The sequence below is a fragment of the Aureimonas sp. AU22 genome (assembly GCF_001463745.1).
Classification (GTDB): Bacteria; Pseudomonadota; Alphaproteobacteria; order Rhizobiales; family Rhizobiaceae; genus Aureimonas.
On the sequence record NZ_BBWJ01000002.1, the window covers coordinates 1 to 16,275 of the forward strand.

Here is a 16,275-nt window from a genome sequence, read left to right on the forward strand (position 1 = left end):
AGCTGGTCGAGGCCGAGACTGTCGACGTCGAGCCGTGTCAGCGCTTCGTCGGCGATTCGGCGATCCACCGTTTCGGACCCCGCCATGGTCGCGAAGTCGCGCACCCGCCGAAGAAGGCGCCCTGCGATGCGCGGCGTGCCGCGGGCGCGCCGCGCGATCTCGCGCGCGCCGTCGTCGCCCATGGGAAGGCTCATCAATCGCGCGCCGCGCTTCACGATGTGTTCGAGTTCGGGGATCGTATAGAAGTTCAGCCGCACCGGGATGCCGAACCGGTCGCGCAGCGGCGTCGTCAGGAGGCCGATGCGGGTCGTCGCGGCCACCAGCGTGAACTTCGCCAGATCGATCTTCACCGAGCGCGCGGCCGGCCCTTCGCCGATGATGAGGTCGAGCTGGAAGTCCTCCATCGCGGGATAGAGGATTTCCTCGACGGCCGGCGAAAGGCGGTGGATCTCGTCGATGAAGAGGACGTCGCGCTCCTCGAGATTGGTGAGCAGCGCGGCGAGGTCACCGGCCTTGGCGATCACCGGGCCGGAGGTCGAGCGGAAATTGACGCCGAGTTCCTTCGCCATGATCTGCGCCAGCGTCGTCTTGCCGAGGCCGGGCGGGCCGACGAAGAGGACGTGGTCGAGCGCCTCGCCGCGCGTCTTGGCGGCCTCGATGAAGATCTTGAGATTGGCGCGCGCCGCTGCCTGTCCGACGAAGTCGTCGAGCCGCTGCGGACGCAGCGAGGCGTCGACGTCCTCGCCGCGCTTCTCGGGGGTGATCAGACGGGTGTTGCTCATGTGCTGTCGCCTTACCGGCTAAGAGCCTTGAGGCCGAGGCGGATCAAGGTCGTGGAGGGCGCATCCTCACCCGCCTCCTTCACCGCCACCGCAACGGCGCCCGCCGCCTGCTCGCGCGAGTAGCCGAGATTGACCAGTGCCGACACCGCGTCGGCGATCGGCGCCGGCGCCACGCCCTCGCCGATGTCGCGCTTGAGGCCGAAGCTCTCGACCGCCGCCGCGCCGGAGAAGGCCGGCGCCTTGTCCTTGAGTTCGGCGACGATGCGTGCGGCGACCTTCGGCCCGACGCCGGGCGCGCGCGCCACCACCGTCCGGTCCTGCAATGCGATGGCATTGGCAAGGTCGCCAGTCGAAAGCGTGCCGACCACTGCCAGCGCGACCTTCGCGCCGACGCCCTGCACGCTCTGCAGCAGGCGGAACCAGTCGCGCTCCACCGCCGAAGCGAAGCCGTAGAGCCGGATCATGTCCTCGCGCACATAGGTCTCGATGAAAAGCGCCGCGGCCTCCCCTGCACCCGGCAGGTTGGCGAGCGTGCGCGCGCCGCAATAGGCGACATAACCGACGCCGTGGACGTCGAGCGTGACGCAGTCCTCCTCGACCGTGTCCACGGTGCCTTTCAGCTTGCCGATCAAGGATGCGTCTCCGGGCAGATGATGTGGAGGTCGGGGAAGTAGGCGCGGTAGCGCGAGGCATCACGCGTCAGAAGGCGGTGGCCGGCGACCATCGCATGGGCGCCGATCAGGAAGTCGGGGAGCGTGCGCTCACGGCGCCCGCCGCGCTGGCGGTAGAGGCGATGGGCTCGGCCGGCGGGATAGGCGGCTTCGAAGGGGAAGTCCTGGCGCGCCGGCCGCATCCAGGCAATACGGCGATCAATCTCGTCCGCCTCGTCGCTCCATAGGGACAGTTCGGACCAGACGATCGCACTGAGAATGATGGGCCCATCCGCCGTGCTTTGCCGGAGAACGCGCGTCGAATGGAGCATGAATGGCCCGTTCCCGAGGACATCGATGAAGATGTTGGTGTCAACCAGCGTCGAGATCGTCACGCGGCCCCCGCAACCAGTCGATGAACTCCTTACCATCCATTCCCTGGGTATCGATCGTGCCCCGCATGGCTTCGAAGTGCGCGGCGATCTCCTCTTCAGTGAGGCAGGGCGGATCGGCTCTCTTGCGCAGATGAACCTCGGCCCCTTCCGCGACGAACTCGACTTCGCTCCCAGGCACGATGCCAAGCTTGTCGCGGATCGGCTTGGGGATCGTCACCTGACCTTTTTCCGTCACGCGCATTGCTCGACCTCGCGGTAATACCTCCTGGTATTACCTAACTCCCAGGCGAGAACAGGTCAAGAACATCATAGCCTGGCATAGGCCGCCATGGCCTGCGCCGACTGGCGGTGATGGGTGTGGCAGATCGCGATGGCCAGGGCATCGGCTGCGTCGTCGGTGTCGAACGTGGCCTTCGGCATCAAGACCTTCACCATCATGTGGATCTGCGCCTTCTCGCCATGGCCGACGCCGATCACGGCCTTCTTCACCGCGTTCGGCGCATATTCGGCCACCGGCAGGCCGGCCAGCGAAGGCACGAGCATCGCGATGCCCCTGGCCTGGCCGAGCTTCAGGGTCGCGACCGCGTCCTTGTTGACGAAGGTCTGCTCCACCGCCGCCTCGTCGGGGACGAAGCTCCGCAGCACTTCGGTCAGGCCATCATGCAACTGGCGCAGCCGCGTGGCGAGATCGAGCTTGTTGTCCGAGGTGACCGTCCCGCTGGCGACGAAGCGCAACGAGTTGCCGACCGTCTCCACGACGCCCCAGCCCGTGCGCCGGAGACCCGGGTCGATGCCGATGATGCGAATGGTCTGCTCCTGAAGCATGCTCGTTCCACTTCCGTTCTTCTAGCGCATCGCTACGCCGGAGTGGTGAACAAAATGGAAATGGGACACGCCTCGACCGTGCCCCTCGCCCTCCCGCAGTCCTCAACATCAAACCGGACGCCTTGAGTTCGCAAATTTGTTATTGCAATAATGTTTATTGCGGCCTACAACTTCGCCGTCTGGGGAGGATGGCGATGAACGAACTGCGGCCGATGTATGGATTGGTAAACGGCCTGATGTTCAGCGCCGTTCTGTGGCTCGCGATCATCGACCTGTTCCTCTGACGGTCGTCTCGTCCCGGACGTCTGATGCCGATCCCTGCTCGGCCTTTTCGCCGCGACCTGCGCTGGGACTGCGGTGCGCAAGAATTGGTGAGCGGGCTGGAGGATGGCGCCGTCCTCGCCCATCTCCTGCGCATGACCCATCGCCTGATCGCCTCCGCCGTGCTCGCGGCGATGATGTTCCCATCCCCACCGGTGGCCGCGCAGGGCGCCGCCCCTTCGGTTCCGCCGGAGGCGCGCACCCCTGCAGCCACGGCGCCCGCGCCGAGCCCTGACGGTTTCGACGGTGCGGTGGAGCGTGCGGGCGCGCTCGCGCCGCTCGAGACGCTGCAGATCGCGCAAGGCGGCGAGGTCGCCGTCGACCGTGGTTTTCGCGGCAACCGGACGGATCGCGCGACCAACATCAAGTCGGCCTCGAAGTCGGTGGTTTCCGCCCTTGTTGGGATTGCCATCGACAGGGGGCTGATCGAAGGGCCGGATCAGCCGATCGCCGATTTCCTGCGCGCCGACTTCCCGGCCGAGCCCGACCCGCGCCTTGCCGAGGTGACGATCGGCAATCTCCTGTCGATGCAGGCAGGGTTGGAGCGAACCTCCGGCGGCAACTACGGCGCGTGGATTTCGTCGCGCAACTGGGTGCGCAATGCGCTGGCTCGCCCCTTCGTCACCGATCCCGGCGGATCGATGCTCTATTCCACCGGCTCGACGCATCTTCTCTCGGCGATCCTGACCAAGGCGAGCGGCAAGACCACGCTCCAGCTCGCCCGCGAGTGGCTTGGGCCGGCGGGCGTTCGCGTCACCGATTGGGAGCGCGACCCGCAGGGCATCTATCTCGGCGGCAACCAGATGGCGATGACGCCGCGCTCGCTGCTGGCGTTCGGCGAACTCTACCGGCGCGGCGGCACAACCGCCGACGGCACGCGCCTCCTTTCCGAAGACTGGATCACGAAGTCCTGGACCCCGCGCACCACCTCGCGCTTCCACGACGGACGCTACGGCTACGGCTGGTTCATCGACACGTTCGCCGGCCACGAGGGCCGCTACGGTTGGGGCTACGGCGGCCAGATGATCTACGTCATCCCCGACCTCGACCTTACCGTCGCCATCACCTCGGCCGAGGACCAGCCGTCCGCGCGCTCGGGATACGTGCAGGACCTCCATCGCCTCGTGTCGGAGACGATCGTCCCGGCCGCGGAAGCGCGACGGGCGAGTGAGCGCAAGAGCTGAGCCCTGTCCTTGCTCCAGGCTCGGGGAAACCTGGCGTTTCCGTTTCTTTTGGGAGAGAATGAAGCGCCACCGATCAAAGGGTGGACCCATCTCCTATCCCACCGACTTCTTTCGCTCCACCGGACATTCGTCGCATCGAGGCGACGAGTGAGCGGCCGGAGGTCTCGTCTGATAACGACCTGTCCGTCGTGAAGCAGCGGCTGGCAACGCGATCCACTCCGCATCTCCCAGTGCAACCGGAAGGTAGGCCTGGGGTTCGCTGGCCCAGCGTCGCGGAGGCCCATCGCGGGTCGCGGCACAGACGGAACCAAGCGACGTGATCGTCGCGCTGTGGTGGTGGCACCCATGATACCGCCAAGCCGGAACGAGAAACTTCATACGTCCATGGGCCGCGCGGATCGCCTCCGCGCGGACCTTCCATCGTCGCAAGCCTGTGCCCGGCTCAGGCCGCCGAGAGCTTGGCCATCGTCTCCTCGTCCACCTCGAAGTTCGCGTAGACGTTCTGCACGTCGTCGTCGTCTTCCAGATTGGCGATGAGGCGCAGGACGCTTTGGGCCTTTTCCTCGTCCACCGGGGTGGTCGTCTGCGGGCGCCAGATGATCTTGACGCTCTCGGCCTCGCCGAGGCTCTTTTCCAGCGCGGCGGCCACATCGTTCATGTCGCCGAAAGCGGTGATGATGCGGTGGCCGTCGTCGTCCGACTGGACGTCGTCGGCGCCGGCTTCGATCGCGGCTTCCATCACCGTGTCGGCGTCGCCGGCCTTGGCGGGGTAGACGATCTCACCGACGCGGTCCCAAAGGAACGACACCGAGTTGGTCTCGCCGAGCGCGCCGCCGGACTTGGTGAAGTAGGAGCGGACGTTGGAAGCGGTGCGGTTGCGGTTGTCGGTCAGCGCCTCGACGATGACCGCGACGCCGCCGGGGCCGTAGCCCTCGTAGCGGACCTCGTCGTAGTTCTCGGTGTCGGCGCCCGAGCCCTTCGAGATGGCGCGGCTGATGTTGTCCTTGGGCATGGACTGCGCCTTGGCGTTGTTGATCGCCAGTCGCAGACGGGGGTTCATGTCGGGATCGGGCGTGCCGCTTTTCGCCGCCACAGTGATTTCACGCGCGAGCTTCGAGAACATCTTGGAGCGCACGGCGTCCTGCCGGCCCTTGCGGTGCATGATGTTCTTGAATTGGGAATGACCGGCCATCGCGGCACCTGTTCTGTTGTTCGATCGGATCGCTGTTGCGGATCGTATAAATTCCGTCGTCGCCCGCGTCCAGACGACGCGCCATGCTGTGAATGACGCGAGTGTGACTTGGGGGACCGTGTAATCGGGCGCAGGCTCCCGTTCGACCCCGCAAGAAGCGACGAGGGCGCGAAGCGATGCGACGGCTGATCCTCACCCTTCTCCTGGCCCTCGGATGCGCCCCGGCGGCGCTGGCGCAGGAGGCGCCGATCAGCACGTGCCTCGCCATCGCGGAGCGGCTGCCTGGCGTCCGATACGCCTCGCTGGACGAACCGCCGGCGCCGTGGCGCGTCGCGCAGGCGGGCGGCGACCAGGTCACGATCACCTACATCCACCACTCCACCTACATGATCGAAAGCGCCGAGGGCGTGCGGATCGCGACCGATTATTCCGGCTACCACGGTGGCGGCGAGCCGCCCGACGTCGTCACCATGAACAAGGCGCACTCGACCCACTTCACCGACCATCCCGATCCCGCCATATCGACGGTGCTGCGCGGCTGGAATCCGGAGGGCGGCCCGGCCACCCACGCGGTGACCGTGGGCGATGTCCTGATCCGCAACGTGCCGACCGACATCAACCGCTTCGGAACGTTCGAGGCCGACGGCAACTCGATCTTCATCGTGGAGGCGTCGGGCCTGTGCATCGGCCATCTCGGCCATCTCCACCACAAGCTGACAGCGGAGGACTATGCCGCGATCGGGCGGCTCGACGTCCTGATGGTGCCGGTGGACGGATCCTGGACCATGAGCCAGAGCGGCATGGGGGAGATCGCACAGCGGCTGCATTCCTCCGTCGTGCTGCCGATGCACCGCTTCCGCACGCCGATCGAGCGGTTCCTTGAGCAGATCCCGGACTTCGCGGTCGAGCGGCGCGCCGAGGCCTCGATCACGCTGTCGGCCCGCACCCTGCCTCGCCAGCCGACGGTGGTGATCCTCGACGGCGTCTGACGGTCAGGTGCGCCGGCGGCGTTCGCCGGACGCCGCGCCGCCATCGGGGTCCTCCTCCAGAAGGGCGGCGTCGTCGTCGCGATCGTCGTCATCGTCGTCGAGCTGGATCTGCGCGGGACTGCGCAGGGCATGCCCGTGATGGCGCACGGGCAGTTGCGGCATCGACGTGGCGAAGCCGATCAGCGCCAGAAGAACGGCGACGAGATGGAGACGAACGGTCCGCAAACATCAAGGCCCCCTGCCCCACGCGTTGGCTGCCGGGAGACCACACCGCGATTGCGGCCGTTCCGGGGTCCTACCAGAAGGAGGGGACCGCGCCTTCCAGCCTCGGACCGATGCGCACCGTGCCGACCCGCTCCGCCAGACCCGTCCGGTCGGAGATCTCCACCGCGAGACCGCAGATCGTCGCCGGGCCCGCGGCCGCCTCGAAGCGGCCGCGGGGCACCTTGGTGACGAAGCGGTTGATCGGCTCCTCCTTGTCCATGCCGAGCGAGGAATCGTAGTCGCCGCACATGCCGGCGTCCGACTGGTAGGCGGTGCCGCCGGCGAGGATCTGGTGGTCGGCGGTCGGCACGTGCGTATGCGTCCCCACGACCACGGACACCCGCCCGTCGAGGAAGTGGCCGAAGCACTGCTTCTCGCTGGTCGCCTCGGCGTGGAAGTCGAAGATCACGGCGTCGGCCTGCTCGCCGAGCGGGCACGCGGCAAGGATGTCCTCGGCCGCGCGGAACGGGTCGTCGAGTTCGGGATGCATGAAGACGCGGCCCATGACGTTGGCGACGAGGACGCGCGCCCCGTTCCGCGCCTCCACGAGGCAGGAGCCACGACCGGGCGTGCCCTTCGGATAGTTGGCGGGGCGCAGGAAGCGGTCGTGGCGGGGCGCGAAGGTCAGCGCCTCGCGCTGGTCGAAGACGTGGTTGCCGGTGGTCACGACATCGGCGCCGGCAGCAACCGTTTCCTCGAAGATGTCCTCCGTGATGCCGAAGCCGCCGGCCGCGTTCTCACCGTTGACCACGACGAAATCGAGCCGCCAGTCGGACACGAGACCGGGAAGGCGCTCCTGCACGGCCACCCGGCCCGAGCGGCCAACCATGTCGCCGAGGAACAGGAACCTCACGACGCCAGCGCGTCCTTGGCCGCCTTGAGACGCTCCAGCGCGCGCACGACCGCCGGTCGCCCGTCGACCCGTCGCACCCATTCTGCCAGGGCCGGATAGCGTTCTCCCGCCTCCAGCGCCTTCAAACCGGCCCGCGCCCATGACACGTTCATCACGTCGGCGACAGAGAACTCGTCGCCGGCAAGATAGGGGGCCGCCGCGAGGCGAGCGTCGAGGACGCCGAGGAGACGCTCGCCCTCCTTCTCGAAACGACGGATGGCGAATTCGCTGCGCTCGCTGGCGTTGCGGAAATAGTGGACCTGCCCGAGCATCGGCCCCGTGCCGCCCGCCTGGAAGAAGACCCAGCCCAGCGCTTCCGCCCGCGCCGGCCCGCTTGGCGCCAGAAGCCGGCCGGTCTTCTCTGCGAGATGAAGGAGGATCGCCCCGGACTCGAAGACGCGCGTCCCGTCGTCGCTGAGGGCGGGAATGCGACCGTTCGGGTTGATCGCAAGAAAGTCCGATTCCTTCTGTTTGCCGGTCGAGATATCGATCAGGCGCAGGTCGTACGCGAGCCCGAGCTCTTCCAGCATGATCACCGGCTTCTCGCCGTTCGGCGTGGTCCAGGTATAGAGCTCGATCACGATGCGAATCTCCTGATGGACGAGGTTGGAACGACGTAGCGCGCGCAGGCGGGCGTTGCGAGGGCAGACGGCAGGCAGGACACATGAAGAACACGATGCGCGGCGTTGCAGCCCTTCTGGCGGCGGCGCTTCTAGCGGCTTGCGCGACGAAGTCCCCGACGCGATTGGTCGCCGACCTTGCGATCGACCGCGACCGCGGGCTCGCGGCCGTCAACGCCTTTCGGGCCGAGAACGGGCTGAAGCCGCTCAGCGTCGACGAGCGGCTGATGGCGGCGGCCGCCTCCCAGAGCGAGGCCATGGCGACCCGCGACAAGATGGACCACGCGGTCGCCGGCGCTTTGCCGGGCCGGGTCGAGCGCGCGGGCTATCATTGGGGCACCACGGCCGAGAACATCGGGCGCGGCTACCGCGACTACGACGCAGCCATGGTCGGGTGGATCAACTCGCCCGGCCACCGCAAGAACCTGCTCAACCCCAACGTGACGCAGATCGGTTTTGCAGGGGCGCAGGCTGCCGGAAGCCCTCGGCCCTACTGGGCGCAGATCCTGGCGGCGCCGAGCAAGAACCCGTCCGCGCCTAAGAGCGAGAAGCCGCTGCGCTGGGGACCCGAACTCCGCTTTCCGTGAGGATCCGATCGAGGAACCGGTCGTGCGGCTCGGCCGGCACCTCGTCCACCTCCTGCGCGTCGAAGGCGAGGCCGATGGTCAGGAGATGCGGCTTCGCGACCAGAAGCCGCGCGATGGCCCGGTCGTAGAAACCCTTGCCGTAGCCGATGCGGGCGCAGCGCCGGTCGAAGGCGAGGAGGGGCACGAGAAGCACGTCCGGCGCGAGCCGCGCGGCACCCGGCCCCGGCGCGACCGTCCCGAGGCCCTGGTCCAGGAGCGGCGCGTCGCCGCGCAGTTCGCGAAATTCGAGATCGCCGTCCACGATCGCCGGCACGGCGAGCCGCAGGCCCCGATCGGCAAGCGCCGACATGGCGGGCCGCGGATCGAGTTCGGATCCGATGGGCAGATAGGCGCCGACAACCCCCACCCCATCGAACCCGCTATCGGCGGCGATGCGGATCGAGATCGCACGGACCGCCTCGGCGCGGATGTCGGCGGGAACGGCGTCGCGACGGGCCCGCGCCGCGCGGCGCAGCTCGATCTTGCGACTGACGATGTCGGACATGGCTCCCCGGCCGTGTGAACGCCGCAACGAGCCTAGCGGAAGGGAGGAGGAGTGGCGAGCCACCTCGGCCGATGAGAAGATCGATCCCGGGAACCTACAGTGTAGGTGGGCGCCGTGTGCCCCAGCCCAGGGGCCGAGGCAGGGACAGCTCCCTTAGGGATGCGTAAGGCCCCGGGGAATAAGTTATCCCTGTCGCACCGCGCAGCCCGCCGAGACGAGATATAGCACTCCGCTGAAGGCGTTTCCATGGCCGCGTCGCGGCCAATCGTCAGGGACGGCCGGTCTCGAGCTTGGCGGCGATGCGCTCCACGATTTCGGACACGCCGAGAAGGTGCTCGGTGAGACGCGCATCGCCTGCCCGCGCGCCGTGGGCGGACTGGGCCTCGCGCTCGCGAAGTTCGGCGACGTCCGCTTCGGCGGCCGCCAGGCGGTTCTTCGCCTCATCGAGTTCGTCCGCTACCATCAATGCGGCCATCACCATGAGGCGCAGGTCGCCGATCTCGCCGAAGCTGCCGCGCAGTTCGGTGACACGTGCGTCGAGCCCCGCACCGAGGCCGAGAAGATGGTCCTCTTCGCCCTCGCCGCAGGCCATGCGGTAGGTCTTGCCGTCGATGGTGACCGCGATCTGGGGCATGGGTTCGGTTTCCGCTTGGGGCTACAAGGACGTCAGGCGCGGCGTTCGGCCAGGACGTCGCGAATCGATTCCATCGCGTTGACCAGACGGCGCGAGACTTCGCGGTTGGCCGCCTCCAGTCGCTGCGCGCGCACCAGGGCGGTGTCGAGTTCGCTCGCCAGACGCGACCGGTCTGCCGTCATCCGCTGCACTTCCTCCTCGACCGAGAGGACCACGTGGTCGCGCGACAGGCGCGCATCCACCGCATCCTCCAGTCGCTCCAGGGCCTTCTGCAGCCGAAGGGTCGCATCGCCGAGCGGACTTGCCGCATCCATCATCCTGCCTCCTTCGAAGGACTCGTGCCCGCGCCCCGATCCGTCGGGCACTTCGCTCAAGGCAATCCTGCTTTATCGCGCGATCGCCCGATTTGGAAAGCGAAAGGCGCGCGCGGCGGCCGCGCGATTGACAGGCGCGGAGCACCTATGATGTGTGCGGGCCGAACGATGTAGCCTCTTCCCGCCGTCCGAATCCTGGAGGAAAGCGGACCCGATGCCGTGGCGGCAGCACCGAAGACCTGCGCTGATCCAGCGCGTCCGGCCAACGGCGCCTTGCCCCGTCCTCGCTCGCTTCTCCCTGCTTCGGCTGACATTTCCTCGCCCTGACCCTATCTCGGGCCGGACGAGCCGCATCCGCCGCCCTCGCCTTGCGGGCGGCCATGGGCAGGGCCATTCCGGCCTCGCCGTCTGAGGAGAAGTAAGACCATGGCAGTTCGCGTCGCCATCAACGGTTTCGGTCGCATCGGGCGCAACGTCCTGCGCGCCATCATCGAGTCCGGCCGTACCGACATCGAGGTGGTCGGCATCAACGATCTCGGCCCGGTCGAGACCAACGCCCATCTGATCCGCTACGATTCGGTCCATGGCCGCTTCCCCGGCACCGTCACGGTCGCAGGCAACACGATCGACGTCGGCCGCGGCCCGATGCGCGTCACCGCCGAGCGCGACCCGAAGAACCTTCCCTGGAAGGAACTCGACATCGACATCGCCTTCGAGTGCACCGGCATCTTCACCGAGCCGAACAAGGCCTCGGCGCATCTCGAGGCGGGCGCCAAGAAGGTGCTGATCTCCGGGCCGCTGACCAACGCCGCGGACGAGAAGACCGTTGTCTTCGGCGTCAACCACGACACGCTGAAGGCCAGCGACCGGATCGTCTCGAACGCCTCCTGCACGACCAACTGCCTGGCGCCGGTCGCCAAGGTGCTGGATGAAGCTATCGGCATCGAGACCGGCTTCATGACGACGATCCATTCCTATACCGGCGACCAGCCGACGCTGGACACGATGCACAAGGACCTCTACCGGGCCCGCGCCGCGGCCCTGTCGATGATCCCGACCTCGACGGGCGCCGCCAAGGCACTCGGCCTCGTGCTGCCGCAGCTGAAGGGCAAGCTCGACGGCTCGTCCATCCGCGTGCCGACCCCGAACGTCTCGGTGGTGGACTTCAAGTTCACGGCCAAGCGCGCCACCTCCGTGGATGAAGTCCAGAACGCGATCCGCGCGGCGGCCGAAGGTCCGCTGAAGGGCGTTCTCGGCTTCACCACCGACCCCAACGTCTCGGTGGACTTCAACCACGACCCGCACTCCTCGATCTTCGCGATGGATCAGGTGAAGGTGCTCGGCGGCACGTTCGTGCGCATCCTGTCCTGGTACGACAACGAGTGGGGCTTCTCCAACCGCATGTCGGACACCGCGATCGCCATGCACAACGCCGGCTGATCGCCACCTTGCGCTTCCCGCCCCTTTCCCCGCGCGACGTCCGATGGGCGCCGGTCGTGGGCATGGGGCTGGAGCATCTCAGCCTTTCGGCGACGCCCTCGGGCGTCGTCGCCCGCTCGGCGGTGATCGGCGAGCGGAAAGCCGCCAGCTTCGGCGCGTTCTACGAGATCCACCTGAGCGCCGGGTGGCAGGTGGAACGCTTTCGCATCGAAACCGCCGGTGGCGCGCGCCTTTCGCTTTCGCAGGACGGGCCCGGTCGCTGGACGGCCGACGACGGCACGAACCGCGCCGATCTCGACGGCTGCATCGACATCGACCTCGCCGGCACGCCCTTCACCAACACCCTGCCCATCCGCCGCCTCGACGGTCAGCTGACGACGCCCACCGAACTGCGCATGCTCTACGTGCCCTTCGACACGTTCGAGCCGCTGGTGGACGCGCAGCGCTATACCGAGCTTTCGCCCCACCTCTACCGCTACGAGGCGATGGACGGCACCTTCGCCGCCGATCTGCCGGTCGACGAGGACGGGCTGGTGATCGACTACCCCACGCTTTTCCGGCGCGTCTGACGCGCCCACCATCCCATCATCGAACCACGGAGCCCAAGCGATGACCCTCTTCAAGACGCTCGACGATGCCGCGCTCCAGGGCAAGCGCGTCCTGGTGCGCGTGGACCTCAACGTGCCCATGAAGGACGGGGTGGTGAGCGATGCGACGCGGATCGACCGCATCCTGCCGACCATCCGCGAGATCACGGAAAAAGGCGGACGCGCCATCCTGCTCGCGCATTTCGGCCGGCCGAGGGGCAAGGTCGATCCGTCGCAGTCGCTGGCGCCCATCGCCCCGGTGCTGGCGGAGAAGCTCGGGCAGCCGGTCGGCTTCGCCGAGGACTGCGTGGGTCCGGTGGCCGACGGCATCGTCGTCAACATGAAGGACGGCGACGTCCTGCTCCTCGAGAACACCCGCTTCCATGCCGGCGAGGAGACGAACGACGAGACCTTCGTATCCGAGCTCGCCGCGCTCGGCGACGTCTACGTCAACGACGCCTTCTCGGCCGCGCACCGCGCCCACGCCTCGACCGAAGGGCTTGGCCATCACCTGCCCTCCTATGCCGGCCGCACCATGCAGGCCGAGCTGGAAGCGCTGGAGCGCGGGCTCGGCAACCCGGAGAAGCCGGTCATCGCCATCGTCGGCGGCGCCAAGGTTTCCTCGAAGATCGACCTTCTGCAGAACCTCGTCACCAAGGTGGACTGCCTGGTGATCGGCGGCGGCATGGCCAACACGTTCCTCGCGGCGCAAGGCAAGGACGTCGGCAAGTCGCTTTGCGAGCACGACCTCGCCGACACCGCCAAGGCGATCCTCGCGGCCGCCGCAACGAGCGGCTGTACCATCCTCCTGCCCGTCGACGCCGTGGTGGCGCGCGAGTTCAAGGCCAATGCCGCGAACGAGGTCGTTCCGGTCGATCGCGTGCCGTCCGATGCGATGATCCTCGACGTCGGCCCGGCCTCGGTCGGCGCCATCACCGAATGGATCGACAAGTCGAAGACCCTGGTGTGGAACGGCCCGCTCGGCGCCTTCGAGATCGAGCCCTTCGATAAGGCGACGATGGCCGCCGCGCGGCATGCCGCCGACCGGACGCAGGCGGGCCAGCTTGTCTCGGTCGCGGGCGGCGGCGACACGGTGGCCGCGCTCAACCAGGCCGGCGTCTCCGAGCGCTTCTCCTATGTTTCCACGGCGGGCGGCGCGTTCCTGGAATGGATGGAGGGCAAGCCGCTGCCAGGCGTCGACGCGCTGAAGGCCTGAGCGAGCGGATCGACACGCCGTGCGGACCGCGCTTCTCTCCTGGCTGATGTTCCCGGTCTATGTCTGGCAGGGCATTGGCATTCGTCGATCGATCGAGCGGATGCTGCCGCCGGCCGGCCCCTTCCACGGGTCGGCGGGCGCGGCGGGCGACGAGGCGGCGATCCGTCTCCTGGTGCTCGGCGATTCCTCGGCGGCCGGCGTCGGGGTGGACCGGGCGGAGGACGGGCTCGCGGCACGTCTCGCCGAGCGCCTTGCCGTGCTCACCGGCGAGGCGGTGCGCTGGCGGGCCGTCGGTTCGAACTCGGCCGTTTCGGCTGATGTGCGGGACTACATCGTGCCCAACATCGCGGCGGAGGGCTTCACGCATATCCTCCTGTCCATCGGCACCAACGATGTGAAGAACTTCCACACCGCGCGGCGCTTCAAGCGCGGTTTCGGTGGCCTGCTCTATGCGCTCCGCGCCCGTTGGCCGGACGCGCGCATCGTCTGGTCGCCGCCGGTCGACATGCTTCGCGTGCCGGCCCTGCCCCGCGGTCTCGCCAAGGTGCTGTCGCTGCGCGAGCGGGTGCTCGCACGTCTCGGTGCGCGCCTGTGCCTAGAGCGCGGCGTGGTGCCCGCGACCACCCTGCCCCGCGTCGAACCCGCCGGCTTCTCGCGCGACGGCTTCCATGCCTCCGCCGACGGTGCCGCCTACACGGCGGGCCACCTGGCGCCCTACCTCCTCGGCGACCGCGCCCCGCAGCCCTGATCGGCCGGCACCTCATGGGGCGTGCCGTCAGGCGAGGGACGGCAGGGGCCGCGTTCATTCTGCCACAAGCATCCCGCGCGATCGTCGTGTAGCGCTCCCGGCCGATCTTTCAGGAAGCATCCGCCCCAATTCGGACGGAATGGCGGAGGAAAGGCCCGCGCGCCATCTTCATCGCATGCGATCCGTCGGCCGGATCGCCTCCACGGATGCCCGCCCATGCCTGCCGCTTTCCAGTCTTTCCAAGCCTATGCACGGGCCATCGGGCTCCTTCGCCCCGAAGCCGGCCGCGTCGCCGGCATCGTCCTCGCCGGCATCGCCGTCGCAGGCATCCAGGTGGCCGAGCCCGTCCTGTTCGGACATGCGATCAACGCGCTCTTGTCGGGCGGAAACGCCCTGCCGCTCGTGCTTCTGTGGGGCGCGGCGAGCTTCGTCTCGTTTCTCGCGGCGATGGCCATCTCGCTGCTCGCCGACCGGCTGATGCACCGCCGCCGCCTCGCGGCGATGGCGACGTTCCTCGAGCACGTCCTCGCGCTGCCCGCCTCGTTCCACTCCCGCTCGCAGTCGGGCGGACTGATGCGGGTGATGGTGTCGGGCGTCGATACGCTGTTCTCGTTCTGGTTGCCGCTGTTCCGCGAGCAGATCGGCAACATGGTGGCGCTCTGTGTCCTGCTGCCGGTAGCCTTCTGGATGAACTGGCGCCTCGCCACCCTGCTGGGCGTCCTGATCGTGGTCTACACGGTGGTGAACCTTGCCGTCGTGCGTCGCACGTCGGGCGGCCAGAGCCAGATCGAAGGGCATTTCACGCGCGTCTCCGGCACGGTCGGCGAGCTTTTCGGCAACGTCCCCATGCTGCAGAGCTTCCTCGCCGTGCCGCGCGAGATCGGCTCCATCCGCTCGGCGCTCGACCATATCCTCGCAGCCCAGTATCCGGTGCTGAACTGGTGGGCCGTGATGGCGGTGCTGACCCGCGGCGCCTCGTCGATCTCCATCGTCTCGATCTTCGCCTATGGCGCCTGGCTCGCCTCGCGCGGCCAGTCGACGGTTGGCGAGATCGTCTCCTTCGTCGGTTTCGCGACGCTCCTCATCGGCCGCCTCGACCAGCTCACCGGCTTCCTCATGGGGCTGTTCTCGCGCGCGCCCATGCTGGTGCAGTTCTTCGCGATCCTCGGTGAGCGCACGGACGTCGTGGAACGTGCGGACGCGCAGCCCCTGGCGATCACCGAGGGCCGCGTGCGCTTCGAGAACGTCACCTTCCGCTATCCGCAAGGCTCGGGCGCCGTGCGCGGGCTCGACTTCGAGGCTCGTCCCGGCGAGACCATCGCGATCGTCGGGCCGACGGGCTCGGGCAAGTCCACCGCCCTGTCGCTGCTCCAGCGCGCCTACGATCCGGAGTGCGGCCGCATCACGATCGACGGGCAGGACATCCGCGACGTGACGCTGACCTCGTTGCGCGGCTCGATCGGCGTCGTGTTCCAGGAGGCGGGCCTCTTCAGCCGCACGATCCGCGAGAACATCGCGATCGGCCGCCCGGAGGCCACCCTGGCGGAGATCGAGGAAGCCGCCCGGCTCGCCGGGGCCGCCGACTTCATCGCCCGCAGGCCGGAAGCCCTGGAGGCTATGGTCGGCGAGCGGGGCGCGGGGCTCTCGGGCGGCGAGCGGCAGCGCCTGGCGATCGCCCGGGCGCTTCTGAAGGACGCACCGATCTTGATCCTCGACGAGGCGACGTCCGCGCTCGACACCGCAACGGAAACGCGTCTTCAGGCCGCGCTCGAACGTCTGCGCAAGGGACGCACCACCTTCGTGATCGCCCACCGCCTCTCCACCATCCGCTCGGCCGACCGGATCATCGTGCTGGACGCAGGGCATATCGCCGAGAGCGGGACGTTCGACGAACTGGTGGCGCAGGGCGGCATCTTCGCCGGCCTTGCGCGGGACGCGGGCGTATCGACGATCCGTCGCCTCCCCGAGCCGCTGGAACCGACGGCCTTCCTGGAAGCTGCCGAGTAAGGGCTAGCGTCTCGGAACGGACGCCTTGTCCGGCAGCGGGAAGAAGCCGATGAAACGGCGGGCGACCTCGCGGTCGCCCTCCAC

General features: G+C 68.1%; 20 protein-coding genes and 1 other RNA gene. 8 read left to right on the top strand and 13 right to left on the bottom strand.

Features of this window, described 5'->3' with window-relative positions; genetic code table 11:
• The 5 genes from ruvB to ruvC form a co-directional block, all read right to left on the bottom strand.
• Positions 1-782, bottom strand: a 782-nt coding sequence (ruvB, locus tag AUL34_RS00110) for a Holliday junction branch migration DNA helicase RuvB (RefSeq protein WP_061929366.1), incomplete at its 3' end; no start/stop codon positions are given.
• A gap of 11 nt (positions 783-793) precedes the next feature.
• Positions 794-1,414, bottom strand: a complete 621-nt coding sequence (gene ruvA / locus AUL34_RS00115) for a Holliday junction branch migration protein RuvA (protein WP_061929370.1) — start codon at positions 1,412-1,414, stop codon at positions 794-796.
• Positions 1,411-1,764 (bottom strand): type II toxin-antitoxin system VapC family toxin, encoded by a 354-nt coding sequence (locus AUL34_RS00120; RefSeq protein ID WP_370539011.1) that lies wholly within the window; start codon positions 1,762-1,764, stop codon positions 1,411-1,413. Before AUL34_RS00120 ends, ruvA begins: the two co-directional genes overlap by 4 nt.
• A 40-nt stretch (positions 1,765-1,804) precedes the next feature.
• Positions 1,805-2,068, bottom strand: a complete 264-nt coding sequence (locus tag AUL34_RS00125; RefSeq protein ID WP_061929376.1) for an AbrB/MazE/SpoVT family DNA-binding domain-containing protein — start codon at positions 2,066-2,068, stop codon at positions 1,805-1,807.
• Positions 2,069-2,133: 65 nt separating this feature from the next.
• A complete protein-coding gene (gene ruvC, locus AUL34_RS00130) occupies positions 2,134-2,652 on the bottom strand; it encodes a crossover junction endodeoxyribonuclease RuvC (RefSeq protein WP_061929379.1) in 519 nt (172 codons plus the stop codon).
• 416 nt (positions 2,653-3,068) lie between these two features.
• On the opposite strand from ruvC, the gene AUL34_RS00135 reads away from it, so the two are divergent.
• Complete coding sequence (locus tag AUL34_RS00135) at positions 3,069-4,157, top strand: serine hydrolase (protein ID WP_061929416.1); 1,089 nt, start codon at positions 3,069-3,071, stop codon at positions 4,155-4,157.
• A 442-nt stretch (positions 4,158-4,599) separates the two neighbouring features.
• Here AUL34_RS00135 and AUL34_RS00140 read toward each other — a convergent pair whose 3' ends face one another.
• Positions 4,600-5,349: a YebC/PmpR family DNA-binding transcriptional regulator gene (locus AUL34_RS00140; RefSeq protein WP_061929381.1), complete on the bottom strand. Its 750-nt coding sequence runs from the start codon at positions 5,347-5,349 to the stop codon at positions 4,600-4,602.
• 176 nt (positions 5,350-5,525) lie between these two features.
• Here AUL34_RS00140 and AUL34_RS00145 point away from each other — a divergent pair, with 176 nt between their 5' ends.
• Positions 5,526-6,338 carry an MBL fold metallo-hydrolase gene (locus AUL34_RS00145; RefSeq protein WP_061929385.1) on the top strand — a complete coding sequence of 271 codons (813 nt, stop codon included), beginning with the start codon at positions 5,526-5,528 and terminating at the stop codon, positions 6,336-6,338.
• A 3-nt stretch (positions 6,339-6,341) separates the two neighbouring features.
• Here AUL34_RS00145 and AUL34_RS00150 read toward each other — a convergent pair whose 3' ends face one another.
• The 3 genes from AUL34_RS00150 to AUL34_RS00160 form a co-directional block, all read right to left on the bottom strand.
• Positions 6,342-6,563 carry a hypothetical protein gene (locus AUL34_RS00150; protein ID WP_061929387.1) on the bottom strand — a complete coding sequence of 74 codons (222 nt, stop codon included), beginning with the start codon at positions 6,561-6,563 and terminating at the stop codon, positions 6,342-6,344.
• Between the two features lie 70 nt (positions 6,564-6,633).
• A complete protein-coding gene (locus AUL34_RS00155; RefSeq protein ID WP_061929390.1) occupies positions 6,634-7,455 on the bottom strand; it encodes a TIGR00282 family metallophosphoesterase in 822 nt (273 codons plus the stop codon).
• Entirely contained in the window at positions 7,452-8,075 is a 624-nt protein-coding gene (locus AUL34_RS00160) for a glutathione S-transferase family protein (RefSeq protein WP_061929393.1), read from the bottom strand. The genes AUL34_RS00155 and AUL34_RS00160 overlap by 4 nt, the downstream gene beginning before the upstream one ends.
• 83 nt (positions 8,076-8,158) lie before the next feature.
• Here AUL34_RS00160 and AUL34_RS00165 point away from each other — a divergent pair, with 83 nt between their 5' ends.
• Positions 8,159-8,701: a CAP domain-containing protein gene (locus AUL34_RS00165; RefSeq protein ID WP_061929396.1), complete on the top strand. Its 543-nt coding sequence runs from the start codon at positions 8,159-8,161 to the stop codon at positions 8,699-8,701.
• On the opposite strand, the gene AUL34_RS00170 is transcribed toward AUL34_RS00165, so the two are convergent.
• From AUL34_RS00170 to AUL34_RS00185, 4 genes are all read right to left on the bottom strand, one after another.
• Complete coding sequence (locus AUL34_RS00170; RefSeq protein WP_156420711.1) at positions 8,652-9,245, bottom strand: 5-formyltetrahydrofolate cyclo-ligase; 594 nt, start codon at positions 9,243-9,245, stop codon at positions 8,652-8,654. The two genes, AUL34_RS00165 and AUL34_RS00170, sit on opposite strands and share 50 nt — an antisense overlap.
• Positions 9,246-9,297: 52 nt before the next feature.
• Positions 9,298-9,456, bottom strand: a non-coding RNA gene (gene ssrS / locus AUL34_RS00175) — 6S RNA.
• 57 nt (positions 9,457-9,513) lie between these two features.
• Positions 9,514-9,879, bottom strand: coding sequence for a cell division protein ZapA (locus tag AUL34_RS00180; RefSeq protein WP_061929399.1), 366 nt, complete (start codon positions 9,877-9,879; stop codon positions 9,514-9,516).
• 32 nt (positions 9,880-9,911) lie between these two features.
• On the bottom strand, positions 9,912-10,193 hold the full coding sequence (locus AUL34_RS00185; RefSeq protein ID WP_061929422.1) for a DUF4164 domain-containing protein: 282 nt from the start codon (positions 10,191-10,193) through the stop codon (positions 9,912-9,914).
• 426 nt (positions 10,194-10,619) lie between these two features.
• On the opposite strand from AUL34_RS00185, the gene gap reads away from it, so the two are divergent.
• From gap to AUL34_RS00210, 5 genes are all read left to right on the top strand, one after another.
• Positions 10,620-11,633 (top strand): type I glyceraldehyde-3-phosphate dehydrogenase, encoded by a 1,014-nt coding sequence (gene gap, locus AUL34_RS00190; protein WP_061929402.1) that lies wholly within the window; start codon positions 10,620-10,622, stop codon positions 11,631-11,633.
• A gap of 8 nt (positions 11,634-11,641) precedes the next feature.
• Complete coding sequence (locus AUL34_RS00195) at positions 11,642-12,202, top strand: putative glycolipid-binding domain-containing protein (protein WP_082653040.1); 561 nt, start codon at positions 11,642-11,644, stop codon at positions 12,200-12,202.
• A 40-nt stretch (positions 12,203-12,242) separates the two neighbouring features.
• Positions 12,243-13,436, top strand: a complete 1,194-nt coding sequence (gene pgk / locus AUL34_RS00200; protein WP_061929408.1) for a phosphoglycerate kinase — start codon at positions 12,243-12,245, stop codon at positions 13,434-13,436.
• 46 nt (positions 13,437-13,482) lie between these two features.
• A complete protein-coding gene (locus tag AUL34_RS00205) occupies positions 13,483-14,184 on the top strand; it encodes an SGNH/GDSL hydrolase family protein (RefSeq protein WP_370539012.1) in 702 nt (233 codons plus the stop codon).
• Positions 14,185-14,400: 216 nt separating this feature from the next.
• On the top strand, positions 14,401-16,191 hold the full coding sequence (locus AUL34_RS00210) for a glucan ABC transporter ATP-binding protein/ permease (RefSeq protein ID WP_061929415.1): 1,791 nt from the start codon (positions 14,401-14,403) through the stop codon (positions 16,189-16,191).
• Positions 16,192-16,275 lie beyond the last annotated feature (84 nt).